Genomic DNA, 17,127 nt, shown 5'->3' with positions numbered 1-17,127 from the left:
CTAGGCGTACCCACTAGCCCTATCTGCCACTTCGACGGCGTCCGCGTTCTCGGGGTCGATTAGCACAAGCGGAAACACGTCCGCGGCGACGGTTCGTCTTCGTTCGTCACCGTCCTGGTCGACCTGACCCCGGTGGTGGACGGCACCGGCCCGTCGCGCCTGCTGGACATGGTCCCCGGGCGCTCGGCGAAGGTGCTCACCGAGTGGCTCGATGCCCGCGACCAGGTGTTCCGTGACCGAGTCAAGGTTGTCACGATGGACGGATTCGCCGGCTACCACGCCGCCGCCGCCAAAACCGTGCCCGCTGCTCGGACGGTGATGGATCCATTTCACGTCGTGCAGCTTGCCGCCGACAAGCTCACCGTGTGCCGCCAACGCATCCAGCAGGCCACCACGGGGCACCGCGGCCGCACCGGCGATCCCCTTTACGGGATCCGCCGGACCCTGCGCACTCGGGTCGAACTGCTGACCGACAAACAGAAGGTCCGCCTGTTCAAGGCGTTCACCGCCCACGATGCGCACGCGGCGGTGGAGGTCACCTATGGCGTTTACCAGCGACTCATCACTGCATACGAGGCCTCGGGCAGACGGGAGGGCAAGATTGCGATGTACAAACTCCTGCGCTCGATCCGGTCCGGCGTACCCAAGGAACTCCCGGAGCTCGCGCAGCTCGGACGCTCTCTCTGGAAGCGCCACCGCGAGATCCTGGCATACTTCGACACCCGGGCTTCCAACGGCCCGGTCGAGGCCATCAACGGTCGCCTCGAGCACCTGCGCGGAATCGCCCTGGGCTTCCGAAACCTCAACCACTACATCTTGCGGTCACTGATCCACTCCGGTCAGCTTCAGGACCGGATCAATGCACTCTGATTCCGGAAGGGCCGGTTAACTGGAGGGGTCCGCCGGGGCGAGACGGATCGAGAGTGCCTCGCAACGAAGTTTTCGTTGCGAGGCACTCTCAGTGGGTCAGAATTCCGAACAATTCTTCTTACGGGATAGTAAGTCCCCACGCCGCGCGGGCATCGCGGCCCGAGTAGTCAATTGCAATCGACTTCTCATTGGTGTACTCGTTGATGGCATTCGGGCCCATCTCACGGCCGAATCCGCTCTGCTTCACACCTCCGAACGGCAGTTGGCCTGACAGGGCGTGCCAGTCATTGATCCATACGGTGCCAGCCTCAAGTCGATGCGCTAGGTCCATTGCGACCGTATAGTCGGTGGTCCAAACGCCGGCCGAGAGTCCGTACTCACTGGTGTTGGCCTCTGCCACGACGGCATCGATATCGTCGTATGCCATCACTGAGACCACAGGGCCGAAAATCTCCTCCGTAGTGATCTTCATGTCAGGTGTGACGTCGGTGAAGATTGTCGGAGGAACCCACATGCCTTCCCTGTTCAGGTCAGCAGGAAGTTCGGCCTGGAATGCGACGGTTGCCCCATCCTTCTTACCGCTGTCAATGAACCCTTCCACGCGTTCCCGCTGAGCTCGGTTCATCAAGGGTCCGATGTCGGTGCTCATATCTGTGGGATCACCGATAGTGAGCTGCGATGCGCGCTGGACAAGGCGATCAACGAACTCGCGATAGATGGTTCGGTGGACGAACAACCGGGTGCCGGATTCACATGCTTGGCCGGCGTGGACCAAGAAGGCCCAGAGTGATCCGTCTACCGCCAGGTCGAGGTCGGCGTCGGGGAGCACGATGTTTGCTCCCTTTCCGCCGAGTTCCATGGTGACCTTCTTGACACGCTCTGCAGCGTTCGCCATGACCGTCCGTCCAGTGGCAGTGGACCCCGTGAATGAGACCTTCCGGACCTTTGGGTGCTTGGTAAGATGCCCACCGACTTCGGCTCCATCACCAGTGATGACATTGAATACGCCATCGGGCAATCCCGCAGCCTTGAGCACCTCGGCCAAGATGAGAGCCGTTGACGGCGTCTTCTCGTCGGCCTTGAGCACGACAGAGTTGCCCGCTGCGATTGCCGGGATCGACTTCCACACCGTGAGGAGCAGTGGAAAGTTCCACGGAACGATTCCTGCGACGACGCCAATCGGTTCACGACGAATGATGCCGACTACGCTGCCGCTTACCATGGTCGGCTGATCGGTGACGTGTCGTCGCGCCAGGTCGGCAAAGTAGCGGATATGCATGACTGGGAAGCCGACAGAGAGACCTTGAGCGAGCCTGACCGGTGTGCCGTTCTCTCGCGAGGCGAGCAAACTGATTTCTTCGGCGCGGGCTTCGATCGCATCCGCTGCGCGGTCGATTACCGCCGCCCGCTCATGCATCGGAGTTTCGCGCCAGCCGCTGCTGGCGAAAGCCGCTGCGGCGGCTTCGACCGCAGCGTCGACCTCCGCGGTTCCTCCCTTGGCTAGCGTGGCAATCACCGTGCCATCACCCGGGCTGACCACGTCATAGGTTTCGTCGGTATCGACAGACTTGCCGTCAATGAAGAGTGAGTAGTGCGTCATGTTCCCAGAACCAACTTTCTGAACTTGAATGTGTACTCAGCTTCCTTAGCCCAGGAAAGTGTCCTGTGGTGTGTGGTGCTGGTCATGAAACTCAAGCCTCTTCGTAGGTGATGATGCCGCGCAAATTTTTGCCATCCAACATGTCTTTGTATCCTTGGTTAACCTGGTCGAGGGTGTAGGTAGTAGTGACCAGTTCGTCGAGCTTGAGTTCTCCCTCCATATACCAGTCGAGCAGGCGGGGGATATCAATGCGGGGATTCGATGATCCGAACAGACCGCCGCGAATTTCCTTCTCGTACAAGGTGAGGGTTAACAGATCCAGGTCGACCTTTATTTGATCGCCCGGTGCACTCGAGGTCAGAACCAGCACTCCCCGTTTGCCGACCAGCTTCAGTGCTGGCTCCACCAGCTCGCCCTCAGCAACGCTGGTGGTCAGGATGGCCCGATGCGCCAGGGTGCCCCGAGTTAGCTCCGCGATAAGGGGCAGGGCTTCCTCCATGCTTGCGGCCACATGCGTTGCGCCGAACTCCTTGGCGCGCTCTCGTTTGTAAGCCACAGTGTCGATCGCAATGATGTTCTTGGCACCTGCGAGGCGGGCACCTTGTACTGCGTTCATGCCGATTCCGCCGACGCCAATCACGGCCACCGTGTCTCCGGGCTGGGTGCCCGCGGTGTGAAATGCCGAACCCCACCCCGTCGTGACGCCACACCCTACGAGCGCGGCCCGATCAAGCGGAACATCGTCACGGATCTTGATGACATTGTCCTCGTGGACAACAACATACGGGGAGAAGGTTCCCAGCAAGCACATCGTCCCTACGCCTTTGCCACGCGCTTGGACCCGGTGGGTCCCGTCCGAGAGCGCCACTCCTCCGAAGAGGTGGGCTCCGAGATCGCAAAGATGCGAATGTCCACTGACACAGGAGTAGCAACGGCCGCAGGAGGGGATAAACGCCAGCACGACGTGGTCGCCCGGCACGATTCCCTTGACTGCGGAGCCGACTTCCTCAACGATTCCGGCGCCTTCGTGTCCACCGACCATAGGCTCCAAGCCGACAAAGATGCCGGAGTCGATATGGTCGTCCGAATGACAGAGCCCCGACGCTGCGAGTTTGACTCGTACTTCATCAGGCCGAGGATCACCCAGTTCGATCTCTTCGACTGACCAACCCTTGTTCGCGCCAGGCTCCCAGCAAATCGCGCCTCGTGTTTTCATCAGAAAAATCTCCTGTCTCTTCTCGATATTCCTCAGTCGCTCCGCGCGGCCAAGGAGGTTGATAGGAACAAATGGGGATGTCAAAATTTGCTACACGCTGGCCGATTCAGTGTGTGGAGAACCACCATCCCTGATAGCAGTCGCTGTCATAGCCAACCTTCTCTCGCTGAGGTTGTTTGAGCGAACAAGCCAGGCCCACTCGGCTGACCCACCACGCGCTGCCACTCCCAAACGGACGACTGTGTCCTGCGCCACAAGTAGAACACAGACCACATCTTGCCGCAAGCCCCGCTGATTCATGGGGCGTGATGGAGTCGGGTTTCTACGGATGTTGTGTCCGGCGGGTCGTGTAGACGTGTTTGGGCGCCGGCTGGCGCTGCCGGTGGGCGGGTCTCCGGGTGGTGCTGTCGTGGGTGGGCAGGTGGGGTCAGGCCGGTTTGGGGATCGCGGCGATCGTGTGGAACACCGCTTCGATGGCGGTGGCCCAGGGCCAGGTCTCGGGGATTTTGACCCGTCTACGTCGGCTGCTGCGGGTCAGTAGGGCGGCGACGTGGAGGAAGCGGTAGCGCATCGCTTTGGGCTCGCACGCTGCGAGGATGGTGGCGGCGCCGGTGCAGGCCAGCATCCGGGTCCAGGCGACGAGGTCGGCGGCGATCATCACCGCCACCAGCCATGCCTGGTTGAGAGCGAACTCTCGCGAGGGCAGACGGCCCAGGCCGGTGTCTTTGGCGTGGCGGATCCGGTCCTCCACCCGGGCGTGCGCCCGATGCCTGGCCTCGAGGAACTGCAGTTGACCGGTGGCGGTGTTGGTGACGAACGCCTGGTAGCGCCACCCGTCGAGTTCCTCGAACATCGACAACTGGGCGCCGGGGTGGGGCCGCTCACGGCGGACGATGACCCGCATCCCGTCGGGCCACTTGGCGAGCATCCTGGGCGGCAGCAGTCCAGTCAGCTCGGCGATCTCCGCGCCCGGCCTCAGGTCGCCGTCTTGATTCACCGCTGGCCCCCACGCGGTGTCGGGGGCGATCGCGATGGCCCGGCGGATTCCGGCGGTGATCGAGAAGCCGACCGAGTACTCCACCCGCCGACCACGGATCCGATTCTGCTCGGAGATCCACTCCAACAGGTCATGGGAGGCGCCGGCGCCGTCGGATCGGATCAGCACATCACGCCGATGGGCGGCGGGAATCTGGGCGATGGCTTGCCCCAGGACGTCGATGTGGTCGGCCGCGGTGTTCGACCCCGCGTTGCCCGGCCGCAAGCTCGCAGCGAGGAACTCTTCTGTGTTGTCGCACCACACGCCGATCGGGTGGTAGCCGAAGGTGCGCTTGTAGGTCGGCGCGCTCTGTTCTTTCTCGCTGTGGGTGACCACGATGGTGGCGTCCACATCGAGCACGACCGTGTCCCCCAGATCCCGGCCCGCGCACTTGGAGGCCGGCACCCCGCCGGGCAGCTGGGACCACACATGCCGCCGCGTACGGGCCCGCGCGACCTGGATCTTTTTGCGTTTACCAGCGGTGACCTCGTCCAGGGCGCGCCACACCGTCGGAGAGGAGGCGACCGGACCCAGGACAGTGGATTGGTGGCGCAGGACGCGGATGTCGGCGATGGACGTGCCGCCACCTGTGAGCATCACCGCGACATCGGTCAACACCCTGCCACGGTCATGGATCGGGATGGATCGGCGCTGCGCCATGGCCCCCGACAGCTCGGCGGTCAGGCCGACGCGATCAGCCAGAAGACGCGGCGCGATGACCCCGGCATGAGCAATCACCCCGACATCCTCGACGGAGAACGACAGACCAGACGACCACGAAGTACGCTTCACCTACCGAGTGCTTTCTGCTTGAGGATCAGGAACCTTAAACAAGTCCCAGTTTCCCCTGTTCAGGAAGCACTTCGGTCTATTTTCACCCAGCGATCCGCAGATCCCCGTGAACTACCGGGGTTAGCGGGAACACTCCAATCGATGCCGTTTCATTCATGGATGCGGTCGATCGCGGAGCGTCAATCGGGCTGAGTCCCAGCCACGGACCGCGCCGCTATAGCTGGACTGTGCCTTACCCTCATGACCGAAATCCGAATCTCCATCTAACGGCGCGGCTCGTACGAGCATTGGACGTAATCCAGCAGCACTCCACGGATCTGCTTCGCATCCCGAACGCCCTCTCTGCGAGAGAACTCCGACATCTCTTCGAAGCAGCAACCCTGCTACAAGGCCAAGCGGCAAGCACCACCTGGTCACCGTTTGAATTCACCATCGATGCCACCGATCGCCCCACACTCACTGCGGGGTCACGCATCAATGTCGCGGTTACGCAGAGACTAACCCCGCTGATTCATGGGGCGTGATGGAGTCGGGTTTCTACGGATGTTGTGTCCGGCGGGTCGTGTAGACGTGTTTGGGCGCCGGCTGGCGCTGCCGGTGGGCGGGTCTCCGGGTGGTGCTGTCGTGGGTGGGCAGGTGGGGTCAGGCCGGTTTGGGGATCGCGGCGATCGTGTGGAACACCGCTTCGATGGCGGTGGCCCAGGGCCAGGTCTCGGGGATTTTGACCCGTCTACGTCGGCTGCTGCGGGTCAGTAGGGCGGCGACGTGGAGGAAGCGGTAGCGCATCGCTTTGGGCTCGCACGCTGCGAGGATGGTGGCGGCGCCGGTGCAGGCCAGCATCCGGGTCCAGGCGACGAGGTCGGCGGCGATCATCACCGCCACCAGCCATGCCTGGTTGAGAGCGAACTCTCGCGAGGGCAGACGGCCCAGGCCGGTGTCTTTGGCGTGGCGGATCCGGTCCTCCACCCGGGCGTGCGCCCGATGCCTGGCCTCGAGGAACTGCAGTTGACCGGTGGCGGTGTTGGTGACGAACGCCTGGTAGCGCCACCCGTCGAGTTCCTCGAACATCGACAACTGGGCGCCGGGGTGGGGCCGCTCACGGCGGACGATGACCCGCATCCCGTCGGGCCACTTGGCGAGCATCCTGGGCGGCAGCAGTCCAGTCAGCTCGGCGATCTCCGCGCCCGGCCTCAGGTCGCCGTCTTGATTCACCGCTGGCCCCCACGCGGTGTCGGGGGCGATCGCGATGGCCCGGCGGATTCCGGCGGTGATCGAGAAGCCGACCGAGTACTCCACCCGCCGACCACGGATCCGATTCTGCTCGGAGATCCACTCCAACAGGTCATGGGAGGCGCCGGCGCCGTCGGATCGGATCAGCACATCACGCCGATGGGCGGCGGGAATCTGGGCGATGGCTTGCCCCAGGACGTCGATGTGGTCGGCCGCGGTGTTCGACCCCGCGTTGCCCGGCCGCAAGCTCGCAGCGAGGAACTCTTCTGTGTTGTCGCACCACACGCCGATCGGGTGGTAGCCGAAGGTGCGCTTGTAGGTCGGCGCGCTCTGTTCTTTCTCGCTGTGGGTGACCACGATGGTGGCGTCCACATCGAGCACGACCGTGTCCCCCAGATCCCGGCCCGCGCACTTGGAGGCCGGCACCCCGCCGGGCAGCTGGGACCACACATGCCGCCGCGTACGGGCCCGCGCGACCTGGATCTTTTTGCGTTTACCAGCGGTGACCTCGTCCAGGGCGCGCCACACCGTCGGAGAGGAGGCGACCGGACCCAGGACAGTGGATTGGTGGCGCAGGACGCGGATGTCGGCGATGGACGTGCCGCCACCTGTGAGCATCACCGCGACATCGGTCAACACCCTGCCACGGTCATGGATCGGGATGGATCGGCGCTGCGCCATGGCCCCCGACAGCTCGGCGGTCAGGCCGACGCGATCAGCCAGAAGACGCGGCGCGATGACCCCGGCATGAGCAATCACCCCGACATCCTCGACGGAGAACGACAGACCAGACGACCACGAAGTACGCTTCACCTACCGAGTGCTTTCTGCTTGAGGATCAGGAACCTTAAACAAGTCCCAGTTTCCCCTGTTCAGGAAGCACTTCGGTCTATTTTCACCCAGCGATCCGCAGATCCCCGTGAACTACCGGGGCTAGACTCCCTAGTGGTCACCTACTGTGGTGCGGTCCTGCTGAGGCTGCTGAATATACTCGTTGGCGATGCACCAGACATCACACTCTCACTGGGTTGGCCCGCTCCGGAAGGTCTGCCCGTGGATCAGGATCGGTTAGCTGGTCGCCTGGTATTTGACGCTTCACTGTCCATTCTGCATTTTCCCGTTGACGCGGTCAATCACGTCTGCCGGTTCTCTGACCCCGTGGCGTATCGACTCGCTATCAGTGACTTGCAGCGAAGGCTCGACGAGCGGAGTAAAATCGCCTCGTATTCGGACAAGGTGAGACGTCTGATAGAGAAGCGTCCCGCAGATTGTGGAAGTCAGTGGATTGCAGACGAACTCTCCATCTCTACGAGCACACTTAAGCGGCGCCTCTCTGAGGAAGGGATGACCTATCGCGGACTGCGCCAGTCGGTCATTCGTGAGTACGCGATTCTTCGTTTACTGGACGGATCTGTGTCCGCGAGCGAGATCGCCACGGACCTCGGATATAGCGACCTCGCCAGCTTTTCACACGCTTTCAAGCACTGGACCGGCCACCCGCCGACGGGGTTCCGTCGTAGGTAGCGCTGCCTCTTGGTTGACTCGTACAGGGCAACTGGCGATGCACGGTGCCTTCAGCTTCGCCCTTTCTTTGGGCGTGGCGTTCAATAGCTTCAGGCTCCGCCGACATCCTCGACGTATTCGGGCCTGGTGCTCGCGGCGGTGAGTTTGGCCTAAGCCCTCGAGTTTCTCTGTGACTGCAAAAAGTGTTCAACCTCGACCACGATGAACAGGGCAGTGGCAGTAATAACAGTGCGGCCCTCTGCATCCTCCATCGTGGACGTGAGGTCCAATTTCCGGCCATCGCGAGACCGAACTGCAGCGCGCAGGATGTACGGGGTGTCGAGTAGTGCTGGCGCAAGATACTCGAGCTCGAGACGGCGCGTCACGGCGAGCTCGCCGACCGAATAGAGCAAGAAGCCGAAGAGGTCGTCAATCACGGTCGCTACCGCGCCGCCGTGTGCAATGCCGGGTGCCCCGACGTGGCGCTGGTCGAACTGGTGGTGTGCGACGACGCCGTCTCCGTCACGCCGTACCGAGAGGAAGTGACCATTCGGGTTCTCTGGTCCACAGCCAAGGCAGTTGGGGTGGTGGGGAGGAAGCTCGGAGGAACCGGATTCCATGCGCGTAAACGAGCGCACCCAGGTGTCGATATCGGTACCTATCGGCCCGCCGGCCTTGTCGCGAAATGTGTCCATGTCCAGACCTTCCTGTCGATGAAGTTGTGCTGGGTGCGATACCTCGGCTTGTGGCGACGGAGATATCGCCGACACCCGTACGTCCGACCCGTGACCCAACCTCCACCTGGCGTCCAAGGGGCCGGGAGGCCGGTGCGGGTGGCCTGAGCAACTGGCTGCCGACGGCGCGATAGTCAGGTCGACAAGGCCGACTGAGCCGGGACACCATGTACTGTACGAACATACAGTATGCGGTACCGACGTATAGTCTAGTTTGGGGGCTCTTCCGGATCCGGAGTGCGTAGCGGGGATGCTGCGGTGATGCGGTGAGGCACAAGATGTAGGGGTCCTGGGGGTGTGAGGATTGCGGTTCCTACACCTGCACCCAGAACCACCCAGGACCCGCTTTGAACGCTACCGCCAGCCTGCTTGCCGACACCATCTGCCGCACCGTCGAGCTCGGGGTCACCATCACCGACGCCGCGGTGGCCGACGAGTTCACGCACCTGTTCTGCTCCCCGGTCACGCTGGACCCGGTGTGCGCCGACTGCGGGACGGAGGGGAGGCTGCGTGACCACGTCCAGCGGAAGGTCACGGATCTACCGATCGTCGGCCATCCCACCAGACTGCACGTACGCATACCCCGCTTCACCTGCGACAACATCGAATGCGAGACGCGGATTTTCCAGCAGCGGATGCCGGCGTTGGCTAAGCCGCGGGCCAAGACCACCCGCCGCTGCAGCCGCTGGATCCTGCAGCGCCTGGCGATCGACCGCACCAGCGTGTCCGCCGTCGCGAAGGCCCTCGGGCTGGGCTGGGACCTGGTCAACGACCTGGCGGTCACCGAGACCCGCGCCATGGTCTACGACCAGCCCGGACACTTCGACGGCGTCCGCATTCTCGGGGTCGATGAGCACAAATGGAAGCACGTCCGCGGCGACGGCACGTCCTCATTCGTCACCGTTCTCGTCGACCTCACCCCGGTCGTGGACGGCACCGGCCCGTCTCGTCTGCTGGACATGATCCCCGGGCGCTCGGCGAAGGTCCTCACCGAGTGGCTCAACGCCCGCGACCAGGCTTTTCGAGACCGAGTCAAGGTGGTCACGATGGACGGATTCGCCGGCTACCACACCGCCGCCGCCAAAGCCGTCCCCGAAGCACGCACGGTGATGGACCCATTCCACGTCGTGCACCTGGCCGCCGACAAGCTCACCGTGTGCCGCCAACGCATCCAGCAGGCCACCACCGGACACCGGGGACGGACCGGCGATCCGCTGTACGGCATCCGCCGCACCCTGCGCACCCGCGCTGAGCTACTGACCGACAAGCAGAAGGTCCGCCTGTTCAAGGCGTTCACCGCCAATGACGCGCACGCGGCGGTGGAGGTCACCTACAGCGTCTACCAGCGACTCATCGCCGCCTACGAGGCCTCGGGCAAGCGGGAGGGCAAGATCGCGATGTACAAGCTCCTGCGCTCGATCCGGGCCGGGGTGCCCACCGAACTGTGGAGTGTTCCCGCTAAAGTGGCCACTGCAATTAAGCGGCGAGTCGTATATGTCTCTGAATCCTAGTTCAAACTCGGCTGGTGTCAAATAGCCCAGTGTGGAATGTCGTCGGGCCCTATTGTAGTACTCCTCAATCCAGGTGAATGTGCTCTTTTTGAGTGCTTTTAGAGTGGGCCACGGGCGCGTGTGAATGAGTTCCTTCTTGTAGCTCGCGAAGAATGATTCTGCGACCGCGTTGTCGAAACAAATGCCAGTGCGCCCCAATGATCGTCGGATATTGTTTTTCGTGCAGTACTTATCGAAGTCGGTGGACGTGTATTGAGTTCCGCGATCGCTGTGGAATATGACTTTTCCGGGTGGTCGACGACGAGCGATGGCCATGTCCAGTGCGTCGGTGACCAGCTCGGTTCGCATGTGGTCGGCCACGGCCCATCCGACGACCATCCGGGAGTGCAGATCGATGACGGTGGCCAGGTACGCCCAGCCGTTCCAGGTCCGTACGTAAGTAATATCGCCGCACCATTTGGTGTTCGCCTCGGCCGCCGTGAAGTCGCGGCCGATGAGGTCAGGTGCCCCAACGGGGCTGTCTCCGGCGACGGTGGTGCGTTTCCACGCCTTCGGGTGGCGGCCTTCCAGACCTGCGACCTTCATGAGCCGCCACACCCGCTTGTGCGAGACCCGGTGGCCGCCGGCGGCGAGTTCCGCACGCATGCGCCGAACGCCGGGACGGCCGTTGAGGTGCTCGTAGTGGTACTCGATCAGCGCTGTTAACTCGTCGTCTCGGAGGTCTCGAGCTGAGCGCGACTTGCCGCGCCACTTGTAGTAGCCAGAAGTCGATACGCCGAGTTGAGCACACATGAACGTGACCGTATATGAATCGGATTCAGCCCAGTCCGCGATAGCCGCGAATTTCACCGCGGGTCTTTCGCGAACCAGGTCGCTACTTTTTTTGCGAACTCCACCTCCATCCGGGCGTGCTTCACTTCTTCGCGAAGGCGCTCGAGTTCCGCCCGCTCGTCCTCATTCAACGGGCGGTCAGACTCACCGTTTCCCTCGTCTCGAGTCTTCTTCACCCATTTCCCCAACGTCATCTCGTGAACGCCGATACTGCGTGCAACTTCGGCGATCGCACGGCCATCATCGATGACCAAACTTACCGCGTTGGCCTTGTACTCGGCAGTGAAGCTCCGACGAGTAGATCCCATAATCCGCTCCCTCTATCTTGGGGGAACTCACCGCTCATCTCCGGGTGTCCACCAGAGCGGGAACGGTCCACTGCCCGAGCTCGCCCAGCTGGGCCGGTCGCTATGGAAGCGGCACCGCGAGATCCTCGCCTACTTCGACGTGGGCGCCTCCAACGGCCCCGTCAAGGCCATCAACGGACGCCTCGAACACCTCCGCGGAATCGCCCTGGGCTTCCGCAACCTCAAGCACTACATCTTGCGGTCACTGATCCACTCCGGTCAGCTTCACGACCGGATCAATGCACTCTGATTCCGGAAGGGCCGGATAAGGGGCTCTTCGCATCTGAGTGTGGGGTCAGGTCCGTAGCCCGCCGGCGATGAGGAGCATCCGCAGGCGGTAGTTGTCGCGGTTGCGGTAGCCGCGGGCCAGGCGCCGGTGGAGTTCGATGAGGCCGTTGATCGCTTCGGTTCCACCATTGTTGGATCGGTCAGTGGTCCAGTAGGCGAGGAAGGAGTCCTTCCACTTGCGAAGAGTGCGGCCGAGGCGGGCGATCTCTGGGATCGGGCAGGACGGCAAGGTCGCGAGTATCTTCTCCGCAGCGCTGCGCCCGGCTGGCAGGTCTTTATGGTGGTAGGCCTGTCGGAGTTCGTGGGCGATCTGCCAGGCGAGGAACAGTTCCTCGTGCCGGGGGTCGGCGGCCAATGCGTCATTGAACCGTCGCCACTGCCGCTCGGTCAGCCGTGCCGGGTCGCAGCGGATGATGGTGCGGATCCCGTAGAGCGGGTCGCCTTTACGTCCGCGGTGGCCGCAGATTTGCTGCTGCAACCCGGCAGTGGTGCTCGCTTGCTGCGTTCGCCGACTTGCCTACAATGGGTCACCCATCCCCAGTTCCCCCGCCGCTTTGCGCATGTGAGAGATGGCATGGCCTTCGTCGCGGGGAAGCGTCGCGGCGAGTTCATTGACCCGTCGCCAGCGATCGAGCGTCGATCCGTCGCTACGGCCGGCCGCAGCCAGAGCCGACCACGTGTCCGCGCAGCGCAAGAGCGCAGTTCCGGCCTTCGCCATCTCCGCGGACTCCGTTAGCCGGGCCACGTCGCCACAGAACTGTGCCTGCAACCGGCGGAACAGGCCGCCGCCCGTGCCTGCCTTCTCTACAAAGGCGTGGAGAGAACGCAGCGCGATGTCCAGTTCCGGTTCGGGCATGAGCCCCGGCCACCGGTCGACATCCTCGGCGAAGACCGTGACTCCACTGATCCCGGCAGCGGCAACGGCATCCGGCGGTAGCACCGACGCGTCCGGAATAATCGCGGTTGTCGCCGCCTGCATGTTTTCGACCGAGGCCACGAGGGCCGAAGCCGCAGTCTGGCGGAGATCGGGCAGGATCTGGGGCCAGTTCACGAAGTACGTGGTGTGCCTCGTGGGCACGGGGAACGATCGGGACGCGCGCGCCCGCGCAAGAGCCTCGTAGGGGACTTTCTGCATCTCGGCTCGGTCGTTGTCCACCACGAAAGCCGTCTCGGTGTCGTCTTCGTAACCGATCACGACGATGTCGTGCCGACTCATCTGAAGGCGGACATTGAGGTAGGGCAGCTCAGAAATGTCGGCCCACATCAGCACGGGACGGCCTTGCTGGAGTTCGCGGCGGACCCAGCCCCAGCCGGTCTCGGGATCGTCGGTTCCCCGAACGTCGACCTCTGCACCCAGCCTGGCGAGAAGGTCGACCTCGAGGTCGCTGCTACGCCCGACGAAGTAGATGGGAGGGGCGAGACCCGGTGCCCGCAGGTAGGTGAAGCCGAGACCACCGCCCATTCCGAAGACCAGACCTTCGCTCGGCACCTCGTCCCAGCCCAGACCGGCCCACTCCAGGAGGTCTCTCAGCGCTCCGGAACCACAATGCCCTGCCTGACGGTGGGGATAGTCCAGTAGGACTCGTCGCGGCTCTGGATGACGGGTAGGGACCTCGACTGACATGACATCTCCTGAATCGGCGTCGCAGCAATCTGCGCGGTTTCCGGTTGGACGGGCATGCGGTTACGTGACTATACATTCGTTCATGCAGGCATGTACCTACCTCAGCGGTCCATCGAAAGGATCCTTCGTTCCTGCGCCGCCCGCCGAGTGATAGCTCAAGAAATGCGCTGGGCGAGGCAGCCCCGGGCGTCCGCCAGACAATCACCACCGCTCTCCTCCACGAGCCGGCGGCCGGGGGGTTCAGTCTGGGAGATGGCCGCGTGCCGGTCGTCCTGCCCCGGCACGACAACCTCCTCCACTCGACCGCTCCCGGCGCGGTGCCCGGAACGCAGGTAGCAGTCCGCCACGACCGTGATCAGCGCGGACTCGGCCCGCTTGCGGCGCTCGAGCAGCCACTCGGGGAAGTAGCTGCCCAAGCGCAGCTTCGGGACGGCGACATCAACGGTGCCGACCCGCGTATCCAGGGGCCGGTGGCGGTAGCCATTGCGGTGGTTGGTGCGCTGCTCCGAGCGGGCGTTCCACTCGGCGCCGCAGACGGCATCGGCGTCCGCGGACAGCAGGGCGTTGATCATGGTCTGCTGCAGCTCACGCATCAGATCTGGAGACGCCTCTGTGAGGGCTTGGCCAAGCAGGCCTGCCGGGTCGACAATATGGGGTGCGGTCATCGTGATGACTCCTCGAGGATTCTTTGGAAGGTTGACTCGATGGATCACACGGTGGCCGCTCTACATCCGTCAACGACACGGATGTCGGAGACGATCTCGGCCACCGAGTTACACCACTCTAACCCCGCTGATTCACGGGCCGGTGTGACTGCTGCTGTCGGGTGACGGCGGGCTTGTTTTCGCGTGTGGGCGTGCGTGTGTGCCGGCTGGCGCTGCCGGTGGGCGGGTCTCCGGGTGGTGATGTCGTGGGCGGGCAGGTGAGGTCAGGCGGGTTTTGGGATCGCGGCGATCGTGTTGAACACTGCGACGATGGCGGTGGCCCACGGCCATGTTTCGGGAATCTTCACGCGCCGCCGCCGGCCACTACGGACCAGTCGGGCTGCCACGTGAAGGAAGCGGTAGCGCAGCGCTTTGGGCTCGCACAAGGCCAGAACTGCGGCGTCGCCGGTGCAGGCCAGCATCCGAGTCCACGCCACCAGATCTGCGGCGATCATCACCGCCACCAGCCAAGCCTGGTTGAGAGCGAACTCCCGCGAGGGAAGCCTGCCCAGGCCGGTGTCTTTGGCGTGGCGGATGCGGTCCTCGACCCGGGCGTGAGCCCGATGCCTGGCTTCAAGAAACTGCAGCTGGCCGGTGGCGGTGTTGGTGACAAAAGCCTGGTAGCGCCATCCATCGATCTCCTCGAACATCGACAACTGGGCGCCGGGGTGGGGCCGCTCGCGGCGTACGATCACCCGCATCCCGTCTGGCCACTTTGCGAGCATCCCGGGAGCGAGGAACCCGGTCAGCTCCGCGATGTCGGCCCCGTCGCGGATGTCCCCGTTGGGGTTGAGCGCTGGTCCCCACGCGGCTTCGGGGCAGGTCGCGATGGCCCGGCGAATCGGGGCAGTGATAGCGAAGCCGACCGAGTACTCCACCTGTCGACCACGAACGCGGTTCTGCTCGGTGATCCACTCCAGCAAGTCGTGGGAGGCGCCGGCACCGTCGGAGCGGATCAGCAGATCACGCCGATGACTGGCGGGGATCTGCGCGATGGCCTGGCCCAGGACGTCGATGTGGTCGGCAGCGGTGTTCGACCCGGCGTTGCCCGGGCGCAAGCTCGCGGCGAGAAACTCTTCTGTGTTGTCGCACCACACGCCGATCGGGTGGTACCCGAACGTGCGCTTATATGTCGGAGTTGCATGTTCCTTCTCGCTGTGGGTGACCACGATGGTGGCATCCACATCGAGCACGACCGTCGATCCCAGATCCCGCCCCGCACACGCCGATGCGGGTACTCCGCCGGGCAGTTGGGACCACACGTGCCGCCGCGTGCGGGCACGCGCGACCTGGATCTTCTTGCGCTTGCCGGCAGTGACCTCATCGAGTGTGCGCCACACCGTCGGCGCCGAGGCGACCGGGCCCAGGGCCCCGGATTGGTGGCGCAGGACGCCGATGTCGGAGATGGACTCGCCGCCATCGGCGAGCATCACCGCGGTGTCGATCAGCACACGGCCGCGGTCGTGGATCGGGATGAATTGTCGGCGAGCCATGGCCCCTGACAGCTCGGCGGTCAGACCGACCTGATCAGCCAGAAGTCGAGGCACGATGGCCCCGGCGTGGGCGATCACCCCGACACCATCAGCAGTAACGGACAGACCGGCCGACCACGAAGTACGCTTCACCTACCGAGTGCTTTCTGCTGGAGAACATGGAACCTTAGACAAGTCCCAGTTTCCCCTGCTCAGGAAGCACTTCGGTCTATTTTCGCCCAGCGATCCGCAGATCCCCATGAAACACCCAGGCTAAACATCGAGTTGGATGGAGAAGAACACCACCTTGGCCAGGTCGCAGCGTTCCTTGATGCCGTCGTCGACTACGTCGACGACGGCATCGTAGCGCTCAGCCCGGGAGACCCGGACGCCCGTGCCACTCGCATTCTCGCGGAGGGTGAAGAGAACAGAGTCTGGGTGGCGGCAACTGACGCCGAGAGCAAACGTCCCGCGCCCGACGGCAACAGGGATGGGCCAACCTAAACACCCAAAGCCGAACTGCCGCGAAGGGCACTGGGGATTGTGGCAACTCCCCCAGGTCACCATGGGCCGTCAGTCTGGTGTCGCATTTGACGATCGTCTAACGCGACACGCCGTGAGCAAGCCCCCGGGCGGAGACTCGCGCAGCTCGGACCCTAACGGCGACTCATGCCGCTGCATCAATGACATGTAGCGCAATATGAGTGGATAAATCACAGGCATATGCAACACTGCTGGGGTGAAGATCGGGTACGGGCGGGTGTCTACCGACGAACAGAACGTCGAGACCCAACGACAGGCACTGATCGAGCTCGGCGTTGATCGCCGGCGGATACACCTCGACCGCGGTGTCAGTGGCCGGCGCCGTCAGCGCCCGGCGCTGGATCGGGCGCTGGCTGAACTGCGAGATGGCGACGAGTTCGTGGTAACCAAGCTCGACCGTCTCGGACGATCGCTGCGCGACCTGCTCGACATCGCGGACCAGATCCGGAGAGAGGGCGCATCACTGACTGTCGGGAGGACTACCTACGACCCCGCCGACCCGGTCGGTGCCATGATGTTCCAGGTACTCGGCATGACCGCCGAGTTCGAGGTCGCCATGAACCGAGCTCGGAGACTCATCACAGCCTCCAGCGTATGCGGCCTCGTGCGGGGCGTCTACGCCCCACGAGGACGCAGGGCGCTGACCAGCTGTTTCCCATCGCTCACTAGAAGTGCCTACTGTGTGTGGCTGTTTGAGACGAGCGAAGGCGAGGATCAAGGAGCACGGAACGTGCGACCGGATCGGGGACGAACGGCGACGGTGACAGCGGGATCGGCCAGACGGTGTGCTGGTTGAGCATTGCGGCACGATGGGTGGGGCAATAGG

12 protein-coding genes and 5 pseudogenes are annotated in these 17,127 nt (G+C 63.6%); 6 read left to right on the top strand and 11 right to left on the bottom strand.

Annotated features, from left to right (window positions below; genetic code table 11):
• Positions 1 to 30: 30 nt before the first annotated feature.
• Positions 31 to 870: pseudogene (locus BJL86_RS02000) on the top strand (ISL3 family transposase); the annotation flags it as partial.
• A 118-nt stretch (positions 871 to 988) separates the two neighbouring features.
• On the opposite strand, the gene BJL86_RS01995 reads toward BJL86_RS02000, so the two are convergent.
• The 4 genes from BJL86_RS01995 to BJL86_RS01980 all read right to left on the bottom strand — a co-directional run bounded on the left by BJL86_RS01995 (position 989) and on the right by BJL86_RS01980 (position 7,557).
• Positions 989 to 2,470 carry an aldehyde dehydrogenase family protein gene (locus tag BJL86_RS01995; protein ID WP_006897513.1) on the bottom strand — a complete coding sequence of 494 codons (1,482 nt, stop codon included), beginning with the start codon at positions 2,468 to 2,470 and terminating at the stop codon, positions 989 to 991.
• A 91-nt stretch (positions 2,471 to 2,561) separates the two neighbouring features.
• On the bottom strand, positions 2,562 to 3,686 hold the full coding sequence (locus BJL86_RS01990) for an NDMA-dependent alcohol dehydrogenase (protein ID WP_006897512.1): 1,125 nt from the start codon (positions 3,684 to 3,686) through the stop codon (positions 2,562 to 2,564).
• A gap of 427 nt (positions 3,687 to 4,113) precedes the next feature.
• The gene (locus tag BJL86_RS01985; protein WP_039867814.1) at positions 4,114 to 5,514 is read right to left on the bottom strand and encodes an IS1380 family transposase; all 1,401 of its coding nucleotides are present in this window, start codon (positions 5,512 to 5,514) and stop codon (positions 4,114 to 4,116) included.
• Between the two features lie 642 nt (positions 5,515 to 6,156).
• Positions 6,157 to 7,557: an IS1380 family transposase gene (locus BJL86_RS01980; RefSeq protein ID WP_039867814.1), complete on the bottom strand. Its 1,401-nt coding sequence runs from the start codon at positions 7,555 to 7,557 to the stop codon at positions 6,157 to 6,159.
• Here BJL86_RS01980 and BJL86_RS01975 point away from each other — a divergent pair.
• Positions 7,492 to 8,268 (top strand): helix-turn-helix domain-containing protein, encoded by a 777-nt coding sequence (locus BJL86_RS01975; protein ID WP_322544730.1) that lies wholly within the window; start codon positions 7,492 to 7,494, stop codon positions 8,266 to 8,268. The genes BJL86_RS01980 and BJL86_RS01975 overlap by 66 nt on opposite strands.
• Before the next feature lie 149 nt (positions 8,269 to 8,417).
• On the opposite strand, the gene BJL86_RS01970 is transcribed toward BJL86_RS01975, so the two are convergent.
• Complete coding sequence (locus BJL86_RS01970) at positions 8,418 to 8,942, bottom strand: PaaI family thioesterase (protein ID WP_008379464.1); 525 nt, start codon at positions 8,940 to 8,942, stop codon at positions 8,418 to 8,420.
• 386 nt (positions 8,943 to 9,328) lie between these two features.
• Between BJL86_RS01970 and BJL86_RS01965 the strand changes: the two are divergent.
• Positions 9,329 to 10,426: pseudogene (locus BJL86_RS01965) on the top strand (ISL3 family transposase); the annotation flags it as partial.
• Between the two features lie 78 nt (positions 10,427 to 10,504).
• Here the strand turns inward: BJL86_RS01965 and BJL86_RS17805 are convergent.
• Positions 10,505 to 11,341, bottom strand: a pseudogene (locus tag BJL86_RS17805) (IS3 family transposase); the annotation flags it as partial.
• Entirely contained in the window at positions 11,338 to 11,577 is a 240-nt protein-coding gene (locus BJL86_RS17365; RefSeq protein WP_231887311.1) for a transposase, read from the bottom strand. The pseudogene BJL86_RS17805 and the gene BJL86_RS17365, both read right to left, overlap by 4 nt.
• 124 nt (positions 11,578 to 11,701) lie before the next feature.
• Between BJL86_RS17365 and BJL86_RS01950 the strand changes: the two are divergent.
• A pseudogene (locus tag BJL86_RS01950) lies at positions 11,702 to 11,920 on the top strand (transposase); the annotation flags it as partial.
• Positions 11,921 to 11,965: 45 nt separating this feature from the next.
• Here the strand turns inward: BJL86_RS01950 and BJL86_RS17500 are convergent.
• The 4 genes and pseudogenes from BJL86_RS17500 to BJL86_RS01930 form a co-directional block, all read right to left on the bottom strand.
• Entirely contained in the window at positions 11,966 to 12,436 is a 471-nt protein-coding gene (locus BJL86_RS17500) for a transposase (RefSeq protein ID WP_228549380.1), read from the bottom strand.
• A 39-nt stretch (positions 12,437 to 12,475) separates the two neighbouring features.
• Complete coding sequence (locus BJL86_RS01940; protein ID WP_067478094.1) at positions 12,476 to 13,582, bottom strand: BtrH N-terminal domain-containing protein; 1,107 nt, start codon at positions 13,580 to 13,582, stop codon at positions 12,476 to 12,478.
• A gap of 329 nt (positions 13,583 to 13,911) precedes the next feature.
• A pseudogene (locus BJL86_RS01935) lies at positions 13,912 to 14,247 on the bottom strand (transposase); the annotation flags it as partial.
• A 263-nt stretch (positions 14,248 to 14,510) separates the two neighbouring features.
• Positions 14,511 to 15,911 carry an IS1380 family transposase gene (locus tag BJL86_RS01930; RefSeq protein ID WP_067476669.1) on the bottom strand — a complete coding sequence of 467 codons (1,401 nt, stop codon included), beginning with the start codon at positions 15,909 to 15,911 and terminating at the stop codon, positions 14,511 to 14,513.
• A 132-nt stretch (positions 15,912 to 16,043) separates the two neighbouring features.
• Between BJL86_RS01930 and BJL86_RS16955 the strand changes: the two genes are divergently transcribed.
• Both BJL86_RS16955 and BJL86_RS17495 read left to right on the top strand, forming a co-directional pair.
• Positions 16,044 to 16,262, top strand: coding sequence for a hypothetical protein (locus BJL86_RS16955; RefSeq protein WP_156515464.1), 219 nt, complete (start codon positions 16,044 to 16,046; stop codon positions 16,260 to 16,262).
• A gap of 235 nt (positions 16,263 to 16,497) precedes the next feature.
• On the top strand, positions 16,498 to 17,097 hold the full coding sequence (locus BJL86_RS17495; protein ID WP_231887330.1) for a recombinase family protein: 600 nt from the start codon (positions 16,498 to 16,500) through the stop codon (positions 17,095 to 17,097).
• The last annotated feature ends 30 nt before the right edge of the window (positions 17,098 to 17,127 follow it).

This window comes from Dietzia timorensis, from assembly GCF_001659785.1.
Lineage (GTDB): Bacteria > Actinomycetota > Actinomycetes > Mycobacteriales > Mycobacteriaceae > Dietzia > Dietzia timorensis.
Note: the sequence above shows the minus strand (reverse complement) of the source record. Positions and strands in the feature narration are given on the sequence as shown.

Excerpts from the sequence above, each read along its gene's own strand:
- BJL86_RS01940 (WP_067478094.1), bottom strand. The coding sequence starts at position 13,582 with ATGTCAGTCGAGGTCCCTACCCGTCATCCAGAGCCGCGACGAGTCCTA.
- BJL86_RS01970 (WP_008379464.1), bottom strand. The coding sequence starts at position 8,942 with ATGGACACATTTCGCGACAAGGCCGGCGGGCCGATAGGTACCGATATC.
- BJL86_RS01990 (WP_006897512.1), bottom strand. The coding sequence starts at position 3,686 with ATGAAAACACGAGGCGCGATTTGCTGGGAGCCTGGCGCGAACAAGGGT.
- BJL86_RS01995 (WP_006897513.1), bottom strand. The coding sequence starts at position 2,470 with ATGACGCACTACTCACTCTTCATTGACGGCAAGTCTGTCGATACCGAC.
- BJL86_RS01975 (WP_322544730.1), top strand. The coding sequence starts at position 7,492 with ATGAGCAATCACCCCGACATCCTCGACGGAGAACGACAGACCAGACGA.